The organism is Bradyrhizobium sp. WSM4874 (assembly GCF_055811835.1).
In genome coordinates this window covers 86,723-101,444 of record NZ_JBVVPR010000028.1, presented here as the reverse complement: position 1 = coordinate 101,444, position 14,722 = coordinate 86,723, and the positions used below count along the sequence as shown (strand labels likewise).

Annotated in this window: 11 protein-coding genes; 1 reads left to right on the top strand and 10 read right to left on the bottom strand. The window is 64.2% G+C overall.

What is annotated here, in order from left to right:
* Positions 1-137: 137 nt before the first annotated feature.
* The 10 genes from AC0L3P_RS25940 to AC0L3P_RS25895 all read right to left on the bottom strand — a co-directional run bounded on the left by AC0L3P_RS25940 (position 138) and on the right by AC0L3P_RS25895 (position 14,176).
* Positions 138-1,448 (bottom strand): ABC transporter substrate-binding protein, encoded by a 1,311-nt coding sequence (locus tag AC0L3P_RS25940; protein ID WP_354060746.1) that lies wholly within the window; start codon positions 1,446-1,448, stop codon positions 138-140.
* 156 nt (positions 1,449-1,604) lie between these two features.
* Positions 1,605-4,118, bottom strand: coding sequence for an excinuclease ABC subunit UvrA (gene uvrA / locus AC0L3P_RS25935; RefSeq protein WP_473306216.1), 2,514 nt, complete (start codon positions 4,116-4,118; stop codon positions 1,605-1,607).
* 174 nt (positions 4,119-4,292) lie between these two features.
* Complete coding sequence (locus tag AC0L3P_RS25930; RefSeq protein ID WP_473306213.1) at positions 4,293-5,534, bottom strand: ABC transporter substrate-binding protein; 1,242 nt, start codon at positions 5,532-5,534, stop codon at positions 4,293-4,295.
* 41 nt (positions 5,535-5,575) lie between these two features.
* Positions 5,576-7,057 (bottom strand): ATP-binding cassette domain-containing protein, encoded by a 1,482-nt coding sequence (locus AC0L3P_RS25925; RefSeq protein ID WP_354201254.1) that lies wholly within the window; start codon positions 7,055-7,057, stop codon positions 5,576-5,578.
* Positions 7,057-7,983 carry a branched-chain amino acid ABC transporter permease gene (locus tag AC0L3P_RS25920; RefSeq protein ID WP_027570853.1) on the bottom strand — a complete coding sequence of 309 codons (927 nt, stop codon included), beginning with the start codon at positions 7,981-7,983 and terminating at the stop codon, positions 7,057-7,059. The genes AC0L3P_RS25925 and AC0L3P_RS25920 overlap by 1 nt, the downstream gene beginning before the upstream one ends.
* 1 nt (position 7,984) lies before the next feature.
* Positions 7,985-8,860 carry a branched-chain amino acid ABC transporter permease gene (locus tag AC0L3P_RS25915; RefSeq protein ID WP_247358895.1) on the bottom strand — a complete coding sequence of 292 codons (876 nt, stop codon included), beginning with the start codon at positions 8,858-8,860 and terminating at the stop codon, positions 7,985-7,987.
* A gap of 104 nt (positions 8,861-8,964) precedes the next feature.
* Entirely contained in the window at positions 8,965-10,143 is a 1,179-nt protein-coding gene (locus tag AC0L3P_RS25910) for an ABC transporter substrate-binding protein (RefSeq protein ID WP_473306223.1), read from the bottom strand.
* A 316-nt stretch (positions 10,144-10,459) separates the two neighbouring features.
* Positions 10,460-11,563, bottom strand: a complete 1,104-nt coding sequence (locus AC0L3P_RS25905; protein WP_473306208.1) for an NAD(P)/FAD-dependent oxidoreductase — start codon at positions 11,561-11,563, stop codon at positions 10,460-10,462.
* A 9-nt stretch (positions 11,564-11,572) separates the two neighbouring features.
* Positions 11,573-12,754, bottom strand: coding sequence for a calcium-binding protein (locus tag AC0L3P_RS25900; RefSeq protein ID WP_473306205.1), 1,182 nt, complete (start codon positions 12,752-12,754; stop codon positions 11,573-11,575).
* A 198-nt stretch (positions 12,755-12,952) separates the two neighbouring features.
* Complete coding sequence (locus AC0L3P_RS25895; RefSeq protein WP_354208898.1) at positions 12,953-14,176, bottom strand: SMP-30/gluconolactonase/LRE family protein; 1,224 nt, start codon at positions 14,174-14,176, stop codon at positions 12,953-12,955.
* A 279-nt stretch (positions 14,177-14,455) separates the two neighbouring features.
* Here AC0L3P_RS25895 and AC0L3P_RS25890 point away from each other — a divergent pair, with 279 nt between their 5' ends.
* Positions 14,456-14,719, top strand: a complete 264-nt coding sequence (locus tag AC0L3P_RS25890) for a hypothetical protein (protein WP_354208943.1) — start codon at positions 14,456-14,458, stop codon at positions 14,717-14,719.
* The last annotated feature ends 3 nt before the right edge of the window (positions 14,720-14,722 follow it).

Genomic DNA, 14,722 nt, shown 5'->3' with positions numbered 1-14,722 from the left:
GCCGGATGAGGGGTTCTTTCTGCGAGTCCAACTGTCGTATGAATTCGCGGAGACAACCCCTCACCCGTCTCGCCGCTGAGGGGCGAGCCACCCTCTCCCACAAGGGGGAGAGGGTGCACCGTCTGCGCGGCTTCAACCTACGTCCCGTAAGTGGACCCCTTCGGCAGTGGAAACACGGGGTCTTGCGTCCGGATGTTCGTCGGCCACACCACCGAGATGTGCTCGCCGGCATTCTGCATCACGACCGGGGTCGAGCGCTCGTTCTGGCCGGAGAGCGGCGTGCCCGGCGGGAAGAATTTCACGCCATAGCCCTGGATGGTGCCTCCGGCGGGGATGTCGACGTCGAGCGCGGCCTTGCGAATGGCCTCGGGCTCGAAGCTGCCGTACTTCTCCTTGGCGACCGGCAGCACGTTGTTGAGCAAGATCCAGGTCTGGTTGAAGCCCATCGAGCAGTGCGGCGGCACGTCGGTGGCGCTGGTCTTGGCCTGGTAGCGCGAAACCATGGTCTTGGTGAGGTCGCCGATTCCAGGCGCAAGCTTGGCGGCATCGAGCAGTTGCGCCGGCACCGGATCGATGTTGCAGAAATTGTCGATGTCGGGGCCGAAGGTCGCGCGCAGCTTGTCGAGCTGGCTGTAGCCGGCGCCCGCGCCGAACAGCATCTTGAAGCGCAAGCCGCTCTCACGCGCCTGGCGCAGGAACAGGGTGATGTCGGGGTTGTAGCCGGCATGCGAGATCACATCGACCTTGGCGCGCTTGAGCTTGGTCACGAGCACCGAGAGATCGGGCGCGGAAGCCGAATAGCCTTCGCGCATCACCACCTGGATGCCCGCCTGCTTGGCATAGGCCTCGTCGGCCGCCGCGACGCCGACGCCATAAGGGCCATCCTCGTGGATGAGCGCAACCTTGACGTCCTTCGGGTCCATGCCGAGCTTGCCTTGCGCGTGCTCGGCGACAAAGCCCGCGAAGGCCTGGCCGTACTGATCGGAATGGATCTGCGCGCGAAACACGTATTGCAGGTTCTTGTCCTTGAACACGGCGGTCGAGACCGCGGTCGTGATCCAGAGGATCTTCTTCTGCTGCTCGACCTTCGCCGCCATCGGCACCGCATGCGCGCTGGAATAGACGCCGTTGATGATGTCGATCTTTTCCTGGCTGATCAGCCGCTCGGCCTCGTTGATCGCCACGTCCGCCTTGCTCTGCGAGTCCGCCGCGACCGGCACGATCTTGGTCTTGCCGCCGATGCCGCCCTTTTCGTTGACGAGGTCGATGGCGATCTGGGCACCGACCGAGGAGGCGACCGAGCCGCCGGCGGCGAACGGACCGGTGAGGTCGTAGATCAGGCCGATACGTAAATTCTCGGCTTGCGCCTGGGCCCGTGTCCAATCGAGGCTGAGTGCGGCGGCCGCAGCCGCCGAGCTCTTCAGCAGCTGCCTGCGTGAAGTCGGCATTCTATCCTCCCTCAAAAACCGTCTTATGATTTGGTCTTGTTATTCTTTTTCGAAGTATGGGGAGCGGGGCGCCGGAAAGTCAACATGGCGAAAGTCGGGGGCCGGCCTCCGCGTCGCAGAACGCAATTGCGAAATGGGCGGCGACGAGATCGCGCGTTACTGTTTCAAGCGACGGGCGAGATAGCTGGCGGTCTTCCCGCCGGCTTCGGCGACCTCTCGCGGCGTCCCCGACGCCACGATACGGCCGCCTTCGTCGCCGGCGCCGGGACCGAGGTCGATGATCCAGTCGCTATGAGAGACGACATCCATGTCGTGCTCGACCACGACCACGCTGTTGCCGGCGTCCACGATACGTTCGAGCTGGGCGATCAGCCGCTCGACATCCCTGGGATGAAGACCCGTGGTCGGCTCGTCCAGGACATAGAGTGTGTGACCGCGTTGCGGCCGCATGAGTTCGGTCGCGAGCTTGATGCGCTGGGCTTCCCCGCCCGACAATTCGGTGGCGGATTGGCCGAGGCGGATATAGCCGAGCCCGACCTCGCGGACGACCGATAGCGACCGGTTCAGTGTTGAATCTTCGCGGAAGAATTCGAAGGCCTCCTCAACGCGCATCGCCAGCACATCCGCGATGGATTTTCCGCGGATCTTCACCTCCAGCGTCTTGTCGTTGTAACGCGCGCCCTTGCAGGTCGGGCAGGGTGCGTAGACGCTGGGCAGAAACAAAAGCTCGACGCAGACAAATCCCTCGCCCTCGCAGGTGCTGCATCGACCTTTCGCGACGTTGAAGGAAAAGCGCCCGGCATCGTAGCGGCGGGATTTTGCCTGCGGCGTCGCGGCGAACAGCTTCCGGACGTGGTCGAACAGGCCGGTATAGGTCGCAAGGTTGGATCGCGGCGTGCGGCCGATCGGCTTCTGATCCACCACAACGAGGCGATCGATTTGGTCGAGGCCGGCGACAATCTTGCCACCCAATGTCTCGACCGTGGGTGCCAGGCTGTCGTCGTCCGCTTCCGCGGCCGGTGTATGGCCGAGATGGTCGGCCACGGCATCGACGAGGAATTGGCTGATCAGGCTCGATTTGCCCGAGCCCGACACGCCGGTCACGCTGGCGAGAACCCCGAGCGGGATATCGACGTCGAGGCCGCGAAGATTGTTGCGGGTCACACCCCGGACTTTCAGATGCGCCTTCGGCTCGCGGCGGAGCGTCGGCAGCGGCTTTCGTGGATGCGCGAGATAATGGGCGGTTCGCGATTGCGCGACCTGCCCGAGCCCTGCGGGCGGCCCGCTATAGAGAATGTTTCCGCCGCCTTCGCCGGCGTCCGGCCCGACGTCGACCAGCCAGTCGGCATGCCTGATCACCTCGATCTCGTGCTCGACCACGAAGATCGAATTGCCCGCGTGCTTGAGCCGGTCCAGCGCCCGCAGCAGCGCCTCGGTGTCGGCGGGATGCAGACCCGCCGACGGTTCGTCGAGCACGTAGACGACGCCGAACAGGTTGGAGCGGACCTGTGTCGCAAGTCGTAGCCGCTGCAACTCGCCCGGCGACAGCGTCGGAGTGCTGCGTTCGCAGGCGAGATAGCCGAGGCCGAGATCGAGCAGGACGGCCAGTCGCGCCGACAGATCCTCGCAGATCCGCCTGGCGACGATGGTTTTCTCCGATGCTCCCTCGGTCGCAGTCTTCGCGAACGGCTTCATCATCTCCTGCAGCTGCTTGAGCGGCAGGTGCGACATCTCGGCGATATCAAGGCCGGCGAACTTGACCTTGAGCGCCTCCGGCTTCAATCGCGTGCCGTGGCAGGTCGGGCAGTCCTGGGTGATCATGAATTGCGCGACGCGGCGCTTCATCATCGCACTCTCGGACTTGGCGTAGGTTTGCATCACGTAGCGTTTGGCGCCGGTGAACGTGCCCTGATAGCTCGGCTCCTCCTTGCGGCGCAGGGCCCGTTTGACCTCGGCCGCCGTGTAACCGGCATAGACCGGAACGGTCGGCTGATCCTCCGTGAACAGGATCCAGTCGCGGTCCTTCCTGGGCAGCTCACGCCAGGGCTTGTCCACGTCGTAGCCCAGCGTGGTCAGGATGTCCCTGAGGTTCTGTCCCTGCCAGGCACTCGGCCAGGCCGCGACGGCGCGCTCGCGGATAGTCAGGGTGTCGTCGGGCACCATGGATTTTTCGGTGACGTCGAGCATCCTGCCGATACCGTGGCAGGTCGGGCACGCGCCTTCCGGCGTGTTGGGCGAGAACGATTCCGCATAGAGCATCTTTTGTCCGCGCGGGTAATCGCCGGCACGGGAATAGAGCATCCTGAGCAGGTTCGAGATGGTCGTCACGCTGCCGACGGACGACCTCGTCGTCGGCGCGCCGCGCTGCTGCTGGAGCGCGACGGCGGGCGGCAGCCCTTCGATGTCGTCGACCTCCGGGATTTGCATCTGGTGGAAGAGGCGCCGCGCGTAGGGCGACACCGATTCCAGATATCGCCGTTGCGCCTCGGCGTAGATCGTCCCAAAGGCGAGCGACGATTTTCCGGAGCCCGACACGCCCGTGAACACGACGAGGGCGTTGCGTGGAATGCTGACGTCGATGTTCCTGAGGTTGTGCTCACGCGCGCCGCGCACGCGAACGTAGCCGTCGTCCTGCACCAGGCCATCGGGTTGTCTTGGTCGGTCGTCCATCTGGCTGCTCCGGCCCACGCATGGAAGGTTAACGGCAGGATCGCAGGATGGGTCCACCGATGCCAGCGCACTGGTTGCGTTCTGCACACAACGAAGGCCCGTCGCGATTGAAGCGACGGGCCTTGCAAGGGTGATGGGGCGCTCGGTACCGAGCCCGGTGGCCGGCCCGGCGCGTTACTGGGACAGCTTCACGAAGCTCGGAAACTTCAGCTTGCCCTCCGCGATCTTCTCGGGCCAGACCACGACCTGCTTGGAGTCCTGCCACTGGAAGACCAGGCCGGATACGGTCGTCGGACCCGACTTGATGCCGTGGGTGAACTCGTCGTCCTTGCCGTAGAACTGGATGCGGCCGATCGTGCCCTCGTAGTCGGTCTTTTCGAGCTCAGTGACCATTTTGTCGGGATCGGTCGAGCCCGCGCGCGTGATCGCCTCCGTGATGAAGTAGACCTCGTCGTAGGCGGTGTAGCCGGTATAGGCCGGCGGCGAGCCGAACTTGGCTTTGAAGGCGGCCGCGAACGGCTTCGTCTTGGAGGTCACGGCGACGTCGGGCGTTGCGACCGCCAGCGACGGGACGCCGTCGGCGGCGCCATTGGTGTCCTTCCAGAAGGTCGGGCTCAGCGCCTGCGCGCTGATGCCGAACATCGGGATCGGCACTTGCTGGTTCTTCCATTGCACCGTCGGCTGCACGCCGACATGCGAGATGCCGGTGACGATCACGTCCGGCTTCTTGGCTTCGATATTGTTGAAGATCGGCGTGAAGTCGGTGGTATCGGGCGAGAACCGCACGTGCTCGACGACCTTGAGGCCTGCTTTCGGAAGACAGGCCTCGTAGCCGACGTCGAGAGGCTTGGTCCAGGCGGCGTCCTCGCTCATGATCGCGACCGTCTTGAACTTGAGCTTGTCGACCAGCAGGTCCTTGGCGGCGTCGCAGACGAGCTGCGCTTGCGCTGCCGAGGTCAGATAGCCGTGAAAGGTGTACTTGTTCTTCTCGTAGTCGTTATGGATCGCCTTGGTGATCTCGTTCGAGGCGGCACCGGGGGTGATCAGCGGCATCTTCAGCCGCGCCGCCCAGGGCTCGAGCGCCAGCACGACCTCGCTGATGTAGCTCGCAATCACGGCCGAGACCTTGTCCTCGCTCACCGCGCGCTGGAAGGCACGCACCGAGTCGGCCGAGGAGCTCTTGTTGTCGTAGGTCACGATCTCGACCTTGCGGCCGAGAATGCCGCCCTTGGCGTTGATCTCGTCGGCGGCGATCTGCGCGCCGCCGGGCGTCGCGGCACCGGCGATCGATTGCACTTCAGCGATGACGCCGATCTTGATCGGATCCTTAGATTGCGCGTAGGCGGGAGCGGCAAGGCACAACGCGAGCGCGGAGGCGAGGAGAAAGCTGCTGCTCGGATTCGTCGATGGTCGCATGGTCGTTTCCCTTTCGTTTGTTTCTTGTTGATGCTTGCGAACTAGAGAAAATCGGCGCCAGCCTCCGCGGCGAAGCGGCCGGGATCGCCCTCCCAGACGATCCTTGCATGTTCGAGCACATAGACGCGGTCGGCATGCGGAAGCGCGAAGGTCACGTTCTGCTCGCCGAGCAGCACCGTGATCGACGTCGTCTGCCGCAGCCTCGTTAGGGCCTTGGACAAGAGTTCGAGGATGACGGGGGCGAGGCCCAACGTCGGTTCGTCCAGGATCAGGATCTGCGGCTGCATCATCAGCGCACGGCCGATCGCCAGCATCTGCTGCTCGCCGCCGGAGAGCGTTTGCGCCATCTGGCCCTGACGCTCTTTCAGGATCGGGAACAGCTCGAACAGCCACGCGAGTTGTGCCGCGCGCTTGTCGTCGGCCAGATGTTGCCCGCCGAGGTCGAGGTTTTCCCGCACGCTCATCTCGCCGAACAGCTCGCGCGATTCCGGGCACTGCACGAGGCCGCTGCGGGCGATCTTCGCCGGCGTCGTGCCGCGCAGCTTCTCGCCATTGCGCACGATCTCGCCACTATAAGGCAGGAAGCCGGAGATGGTGTTGAACAGCGTGGTCTTGCCGGCGCCGTTGAGGCCGACGATCGAGACGAACTCGCCCTCATGGACGTGGATCGAGACGTTCTCCAGCGCCTGCGCCTTGCCGTAGAACACACTGACATTTTCGACCTGGAGCAGCGGCACCTTGTCCTTGAAGCTGGTCTCGGGCCGCGCATGGGTCTCGATGGCGCCGCCGAGATAGACCCGCCGCACCGTCTCGTTCTTCATGACGTCCTCGGCCTTGCCGGTGACGATCTCCTCGCCGAGATACATCGCGAGCACGCGGTCGACCAGCGCCGCGACACTCTTGACGTTGTGGTCGACCAGCATCACCGCGCGGCCTTCGTCGCGAAAGCTGCGGATCAGGTCGGAGAAGATTTCGACCTCGGCCCGCGTCAACCCGGCAAAGGGCTCGTCCACCAGCACCACCTTTGGGTCGCGCGCGATCGCCTTGGCGAGCTCGAGCCGGCGCAGGTCGGCGAAGGGCAGCGTCGGCGGGCGGCGGTTCATCACGTTGCCGAGGCCGACGCGGTCGGCGATCCATTTGGCGCGCTCAACCAGCGCCTTGTCCGGAAACAGCATGAACAGGCTGTCCGGCAGCAGCGCGACCATGATGTTCTCCAGCACGGTCTGCCGGTTCAGCGGCCGCGAATGCTGGAACACCATGCCAAAGCCCTTGCGCGCGATCTTGTGCGCGGGAAGGCCGGCGACGTCCTCGCCCTCGAAGATCACCTCGCCTGATGTCGGGCGCTCGATGCCCATCACGCTCTTCATCGCGGTCGACTTGCCCGAGCCATTCGGCCCGATCAGGCCGAAGATCTCGCCGCTATTGACCTCGAAGCCGAGGTTCTTCACTGCCGTCAATCCGCCGAAGCGCTTGGTCAGGCCGCGGACTTCGAGCACGGCCCTGTTTGAAGATCGCATATCCATCACGAGCGAGCCTCACGCGAGAGGGCCGCTCCGAGGAAGCCGCCGGGGAAGAACAACACGACGAGGAGCGCGACCGCGGAGACGATGAAGGTCGCGAGCTCGCCGGTGGGCCTTAAGAACTCGCCGGCGACGATCAGGAAGATCGCGCCCAGCGCCGCGCCAAGCACGGTGCGCCGGCCGCCGAGCACGGCCGACACGATCACGTTGACGCCGACTGCGACGTCGACGACGGTGCCGACCGAGGCGGTGCCGAAATAGAACACCAGCAGCGCGCCTGATAGCCCCGAGAAGAACGCGCTGACGATGAAGGCGGCGAGCTTGTGCTTGACGATGTTGAACCCGAGCGCGCCGGCCTGCACCGGATCCTGGCCGCTGGCTTGCAGCACCAGCCCGATTGGCGATTGCGACAGGCCATAAAGAATGGCCGCCGAGATCGTCATGAAGCCGAGCGCGATCCAGTAATTGACACCGGCGTTGATGGAGATGACGTCGGGGATGGTCAGGCCGATCTCGCCGCCGGTGAGGTCGGCAAACACCACGATGAAATTCTGCAGCATCAGCACCGCGACCAGGGTGGTCAGGCCGAAATACGGTCCGCGCACCCGGAGCGCCGGCAGTGCCAGCACGAGGCCGGCGATGACGGAGGCGAGCGCGCCGAGCACGATGCAGGCGTAAACCGACCAGCCGAACTGGGCATTGAGGATGCCGGCGGTGTAGGCGCCGACGCCGATCAGGAAGGTCGGCCCGAAATTGACCTCGCCGGCGAAGCCGAACAGCAGGTCCCATGCCATTGCGAACACGCCGAAATAGAAGGCGACGGTGAGAAGCCCGAGCACGTAGCCGGAGACGTAGAGCGGCAGCGTCGCCGCGATCACGACCAGCGCGAGCGAGATGAAGAACAGGCGAGTCGTAAAGAAGCTGGCCATCTCAGCGCCTCCCCAGAAGGCCCTGGGGCCGGATGTACATCACGAACACGAGCAGCAGCAGCGCCGGAATGGTGCGGTAGGCCGGCGAGACCAGATAGGCCGTGAGAGTTTCGAGATAGCCGACCACAAAGGCCGCGATCAGCGAGCCGGAGACGCTGCCGAGACCGCCGAGCACGACGATCGAGAACGCGCTCGCGGTCAGCGGTCCGACGCTGTAGGAGCTGACGCCGAGGAACATCCCGAGCAGCACGCCGGCGATGCCGGCGAGAATGCCGTAGATCGCCCACACCACGACGTAGATGTTGGTTAGCTCGAGGCCGAGCAGGGTGACGCCGCGCGGGTTCATCGAGGCCGCCAGCACCGCCTTGCCGGTGCGGGTGCGGTTCACCAGGAGCCACAACAGCGCGATGACGAAGCAGCACACAATCGCGGTAAAGATCTCGTTCCTGGGCGTGCGTACGCCGAGAATCTCGACGACGCCCTCGACGATCGGCAGCACGGTCTTGGCGTTGTTGGTGAAGAAGTAAGCGATCACCTCCTGGATCATGATCCCCCACAACAGCGTGCCGGTGAGGACGAAGATCTCCTTCTCTTCATTCGGGATGCGCCGGGAGTCCTGGATCGGCTTCACCACCGCGAAATAAGTCGCGAAGGATGTGAGGAGGGCGACACCGACGCCGATCAGTGCGCCGGCATAGGTGCCGACATTCAGGATGCTGGCGGCGGCCCAGGCCGCCACCGCTGCCGCCACCATAATGGCCCCGTGGGAGAGATTGAGGACGCCGGAGACGCCGAAGATCAGCGTGAAACCGGTGGCACCGAGAGCATAGAGAGCGCTGATGGCAAAGCCATCGATCAGAATCTGGAAAGCACGCATCTAGGGTTGGCAATCTGATTGATGAGAGACGATGTTGCTGGAGCCACGTGCGGCGGGAGCCGCATGTGGAAGCTCCCGGGAGTTGGTCCCGGGAGCGTGTCCTGCTAGTTCGAGAGCTTGATGAAGCTCGGGAACTTGATGTCGACCTTGGCGACTTCCTTGGGCCAGACCGCGCTCTGCTTGCCCCCCTGCCATTGCAGCATCAGCCCGGTGATCAGGCCCTTGCCGTATTTGATCGAGTGCGTGAACGGATCGTCCTTGCCGTAGAACTGCACGCGGCCGATCGTGCCTTCCCAGTCGGTCTTCTCCAAGGCATCGACGAGCTTGTCGGCGTCGGTCGAGCCGGCGCGCTTCACGGCGTCGGCGATGTAGTAGACCTCGTCATAGGCGGTGTAGCCGGCATAGGAGGGGTAGTTGCCGAACTTCTTCTTGAAGGCTTCGGCGAACGGCACCGATTTCGGCGTCACCGCGACGCCTGGACCGGAGACACCCTGGTAGAGCACGCCTTCCGCCGCCTGATTGGTGTCCTTGCCAAAAGTCTCGTTGGTGGCCTGCGAGGCGATGCCGAACATCGGGATCGGCACCTGCTGGTTCTTCCACTGCACCGTCGGCTGCACGCCGACATGCGAGATGCCGGTGATGATCACGTCGGGCTTGGAGCCTTCGATCTTGTTGAAGATCGGCGTGAAGTCGGTGGTATCGGGCGAGAAGCGGATGTGGTCGAGCACCTTCAGCCCGATCTTGGGCAGGCATTCCTGGTAGCCGACGTCGAGCGGCTTGGTCCATGCGGCGTCCTCGCTCATGATGACCGCGGTCTTCATGTGCATCTTGTCGACCAGCAGGTCCTTGGCGCCGTCGCAGACAGAAAGCGCCAGCGCGGCGGAGGTCAGATAGCCGTGGAAGGTGTACTTGTTCTTCTCATAGTCGGCATGCACGCTCTTGCTGATCTCGTTGGAGGCTGCACCGGGCGTGACGAACGGCGTCTTCAGCCGCGAGGCCCAGGGCTCCAGCGCCAGCACGACCTCGCTGATGTAGCTGGCGATGACCGCGTTGACCTTGTCCTCGTTCACCGCGCGCTGGAACGCGCGCACCGAATCTGCCGAGGACGAGTGATTGTCGTAAGAGACGATCTCGATCTTGCGGCCCTCGGCTCCGCCATTGGCGTTAATCTCGTCGGCGGCGAGCTGTGCCGCCTGAGGGATGGAGGCGCCGGCAATCGCCTGCGCTTCCGCGATCACACCGATCTTGATCGAGTCGGCCGCGAGTGCCGCGCCTGAGTTCATCAACACAACGGCCGCGGCGGTACCGAATGTTATTCGCAACGCAACAGAGAGCGGTTTCTTCATCTTGTTCTCTCCCTTAACAGGCCTCTTATGAGCCATTATGCGCGCGACTATACCGGCGGAGACATTCTCGGCAAGTGAAACCGCGTTCAGGATTGTGAGGCACGGACTAAAGTCTAGCGCTGCGCAAATAGCTGGCAGGAAAGCTGCCGGACCCGTTTCACGCGCAGTCATGCAGATTTCGTTGGTAGGCATGCGCAGCTATCGCACGCGCGCAGCAACCCAATCGTTGGATTGCGATGCCGTTTGCGTCGGCTCAGCGCGCTCGCAGCAGCGATGGATCGAGCGGCTCGAGGCGGGCCGGATCGAATGCCGAGATGTCGACGTTGCGCGTCGCACCTTCCGCGATCAGTTGCGCCATGGCCTCGCCCGTGGCGGGCGCATTCAGGATGCCCCACACATTGTGCCCGGTCGCAACATAAAGACCTTCACTTCGCGGCACCTTGCCGATCAGCGGCAGGCCGTCCTGTGTCACCGGCCGGAAGCAGGCCTGTCGCGCAATGATTTTCTCGGCGCGGAACAGCGGCGACAGCCGCTCGGACATGGTCTGCAGGCGCGCGATCGCATCGTGGTCCGGCGTCACGGCCGCCGGATCGAGCGGAAGCGGCGCGATGTCGGAGAGCGCGGTGATATGCGTGCTGCCGTCAGCGCGAGGAAAGACCTCGATCGACACGGCACTGCCATTCTCCTCGTAATCCAGGAACAGCGCATCGCCCGGCACATCCGTGCCGGTGTCGTACACGATGCTCGGACTGCGCTGGCCATAGACGGCGGGCAGGCTCATCCATTGCGCGGCGAGCAACGACCATGGTCCCATCGCGATCACGACGGCGTCCGCCTCGACGATGCGGCCGTCGACCTCGACGCCCGTCGCGGTCGTGCCGTCCGCATCGCGCATGATGCCGGTCACCTGGCCGGTGCGAAGCTCGGCGCCTTGCGCGAGCGCCGCATTCATCACGGCTGAGGTGAATTTTTTGGGGTGAACGATCGCAGTGGTCTCCATCGTGCCGATGCGCTGCGCGATGATGACGCCGTTGCTGAGCCAGCCGAGCGCGGACGGTGCATCCCGGCGCGGATGGCCATCGGCGGCAACGAAGCCGCTATAAGCCGTCATCGGGCGATAGCCCCAATCGTCTGCGATCTCTTCCGGCAGTTGCGCATGGATCGCAAAGCTCCGTCGCGCCAGCGCATCGAGCGGCGAGCCCTCGCACCAGTCGCGCGCGAGAAAGCCGCCCGCCTTGCCTGACGCCGCGGCCGCGACGTCCATCCGCTCCACGACGACGACGTCGATGCCGCGGCGGCGGAGAAACCAGGCGGTGCAGGCTCCGATCACGCCGCCGCCGCAGATCACAACGCGCATGAATTCCCTCTACACAATGAAATCCTTCGCATGGAGGTCCACGGTATGGACTGCCGCCAGCGTGATCGTATCGGTCGCGGTCAGGTGGATCACCGCGTTTCCCGTGCTGTCATCGCTGATCAGGCTCTTCAGCGCCGCCCAGTCTGCGAAGCCGTAATCGTGCAAATTGATCACGTCATGCTCTCGCGCCGTGCTGCCGACCGCCTTGTTGCCCTGGTCGAAATCGTTGATCACGTCCAGACCCGAATTTTGGTCGAAGACGAATCTGTCGTCGTTCGGTCCGCCCCAGAGCTGGTCATTTCCGCCACCGCCATTCAGCGTGTCGTTGCCGCCCGTGATCGAGCCTGCCGTGAACGGGGCGTAGGTCCGTGCATCGCCATACAGCAAATCGTCGCGGCTGCTGCCGTGGAGGATATCATCTCCGCCATGCGCATTGCCTGACATGTTCGAGGCATCTCCGACGAGCACGATGGACGTGGAGTCCGGGTTGCCGTCGACCGCCGCGATCAGGATATCGTTGCCGCCACGGGTATCGTCGCTCATATAGCCGGCGTCTCCGACCAGAGACGCGCCTCCGGATTGGGCGGCGGCACCGACGGTGTAGATGAGGATGTCGTTGCCGCCGCCCGCATCGCCGCTCATGGAGACGAGAGCGTCGCCCGATATCGAAGCGCCGCCGTAACTGCCGACCTGGGTCACGCTGAGGATATCATTGCCGCCACGCGCATGATCGCTCATGGAACCGGAGTCTCCGCTGAACGTGCCGGACGATCTGTTTCCCATCGATGCAATGACGACGTCATTGCCGCCCCTCGCGTCGGCCGACATGGCGCTTTCGGCATCGCCAGAAATGCCGAGAGTCGCGTAGATCGATGAGGATGCATCGACATGAAGTACATCGTTGCCGCCATGGGCGTCGCCGGACATCGCCTGCGCATCCCCGTCCAGGATCGCGTAGTCGCCGAAGCCTGTGACGGTCGCAGCGAGATGGTCGTTTCCTCCGTGAGAATGTCCTTGCAGGGTCTGGTCGTCGCCAACGAATGTCAGGACCGCGTTGCTCCCGTCGACGGTCGCGATCATCTTGTCGCTGCCGCCCCGGCCGTCGTTCGGCAGGCCCGGGTCTCCGAACTCAGTCACGAATTGCTGGTTCCCAACGCTGACGATGATGGTGTCGTTTGGCATACGGCGCATCGCGCAACTCCCGGTTCAAGTCGGACGCGGGAACGAAGAGCATCATGCCTCGCGCCGCGTTGCGGCCCTGCCGCGCGTATTCAATCTTCGTTGGATTGATGGCGGAGATTTGCCCGGGGCGTAACTTGATTGCGATCAGGGAACCGCCGGCGCCGGCGGTCCATGCCGACGCCCATGCTTGCGATCTCGCGCGGGGGCTCAGCCCGGGCCTGCGCCTTGCGTGGCGGTGTACACCGCATAGAGCGATTGGCTCGCGGCCATGAACAGGCGGTTGCGCTTCGGGCCGCCGAAGCAGACGTTGCCGCATACTTCGGGCAGCCGAATGCGGCCGAGCAGCTTGCCGTCCGGTGACCACGTCGTGACGCCGCTGTAGCCGACGGCACGGCCGGCATTGCTGGACGCCCAGACATTGCCGTTGACGTCGCAGCGCACGCCGTCCGGCCCGCACTTCACGCCATCGATCACGCACTCGCTGAACCGCTTATGGTTGGTGAGCTTGTTGTCAGCGCCGACGTCGAACACGAATATCTCGCCCTTGCCGCCGGGACCGGTGTCGCCGGGTCCCTTGCCGGTTGAGACGACGTAGAGCTTCTTGAAGTCCGGCGAGAAACATAGCCCGTTCGGATCGGGCACCTGCTCCTCGGTGACGACGAGATCGACACGGCCGCTGGGATCGATGCGATAGCAATTGGTCGGCAGCTCGCGCTTGCCCGGTGCGAAGCCGGCCGGTTGTCCAATCCGCGGATTGAGCTTGCCGCCGGAATTGCTCGGACCGCCCGCGGCGTCGGGCTCACCTTCGTAGAGCTGGCCGCCGTAGGGCGGATCGGTAAACCAGTAGCTGCCGTCGGGATGCGCGACGACGTCGTTCGGCGAGTTCAGCTTCTTGCCGTTGTAGTTGTCGCAAAGCACGGTCGCGGTGCCGTCATGCTCATAGCGCGTCACCCGCCGGGTCAAATGTTCGCAGGAGAGTTGACGACCCTGGAAGTCGAACGAGTTGCCGTTGGAGTTGTTGGACGGCGAGCGGAATACGCTGACGCGACCGTCGTCTTCGCTCCAGCGCATCTGCCGATTGTTGGGAATGTCGCTCCAGAGCAGATAGCGGCCCTGTGCACTCCACGCCGGGCCTTCGGCCCACAGCAGCCCCGTATAGAGACGCTTGATCGCCGTGTTGGGCTGCGCGAGATCGTTGAAGGACGGATCGACCGCGATGACGTCGGGGTCCCAGAAATAGGTGGTCGGCGCGCCGTTGGGACCGAAATCGCGTGGCGGGGTGGTGATCGTCGTCGGCGGCGCGGCCGGTCCGGTCTGGGCCTGCGCGGAGCCGGCGCCGACCATTGTGGCGGCGGCGCCGAGCGCGAGCCCCTGAACGAGCGTTCGTCGTGAAAGCGCAGCATCCTGGTCACGCTGCTTTTGGCGTGTCATCGCGTCCTCCCGATCATGTTCGGCTAGCCGGTTGATCCGGCCGAGCAGGGCAACGTTAGTCCGGGCCGATGACGGTTGCGAGGGGGAGGTACGCATCCTCAGCGAGATCGGGGCGGCAAAAGCGCTGCAACATTGAACATGGAAACGACAAATTCATCCGGCGTGACGGGGTTTACCGGAGCTGCCTTCGGGGACATTGCCAAGCGGGAGAAATGTCAAGCCTTGACCTCCTGCGCGATGCTGGCAGAACGTCATCCGGGGCGTAAGTCGGAGTTTGCTGTGGTCGCTGTCGTCGTACTGGTTTTGCTGCTCGGGATTGCATTTGCGGCTGGCTATTTCACCCGCGACTACGTGTCCCGCAAAAGGCGAGCCGAGGCGCGCCGCTGGCGTGAGTACAGCGAGCCGGATTGGCTCAGTGCCAACGCACCGGCCAATACCAACGAGATCGCCATCGCCGGCAAGGCTGCGCCGATCGCCAACGGCGAGCTCGGCCAGATGCTGAACCGCTGGGAGAGCAGGGCTCGGGCTCGCCGTACGGCGTAGCTC

Bases quoted from the DNA above. Each gene is read 5' to 3' on its own strand.
- AC0L3P_RS25940 (WP_354060746.1), bottom strand. From the start codon at position 1,448: ATGCCGACTTCACGCAGGCAGCTGCTGAAGAGCTCGGCGGCTGCGGCC.
- uvrA (WP_473306216.1), bottom strand. From the start codon at position 4,118: ATGGACGACCGACCAAGACAACCCGATGGCCTGGTGCAGGACGACGGC.
- AC0L3P_RS25930 (WP_473306213.1), bottom strand. From the start codon at position 5,534: ATGCGACCATCGACGAATCCGAGCAGCAGCTTTCTCCTCGCCTCCGCG.
- AC0L3P_RS25925 (WP_354201254.1), bottom strand. From the start codon at position 7,057: ATGGATATGCGATCTTCAAACAGGGCCGTGCTCGAAGTCCGCGGCCTG.
- AC0L3P_RS25920 (WP_027570853.1), bottom strand. From the start codon at position 7,983: ATGGCCAGCTTCTTTACGACTCGCCTGTTCTTCATCTCGCTCGCGCTG.
- AC0L3P_RS25915 (WP_247358895.1), bottom strand. From the start codon at position 8,860: ATGCGTGCTTTCCAGATTCTGATCGATGGCTTTGCCATCAGCGCTCTC.
- AC0L3P_RS25910 (WP_473306223.1), bottom strand. From the start codon at position 10,143: ATGAACTCAGGCGCGGCACTCGCGGCCGACTCGATCAAGATCGGTGTG.
- AC0L3P_RS25905 (WP_473306208.1), bottom strand. From the start codon at position 11,563: ATGCGCGTTGTGATCTGCGGCGGCGGCGTGATCGGAGCCTGCACCGCC.
- AC0L3P_RS25900 (WP_473306205.1), bottom strand. From the start codon at position 12,754: ATGCGCCGTATGCCAAACGACACCATCATCGTCAGCGTTGGGAACCAG.
- AC0L3P_RS25895 (WP_354208898.1), bottom strand. From the start codon at position 14,176: ATGACACGCCAAAAGCAGCGTGACCAGGATGCTGCGCTTTCACGACGA.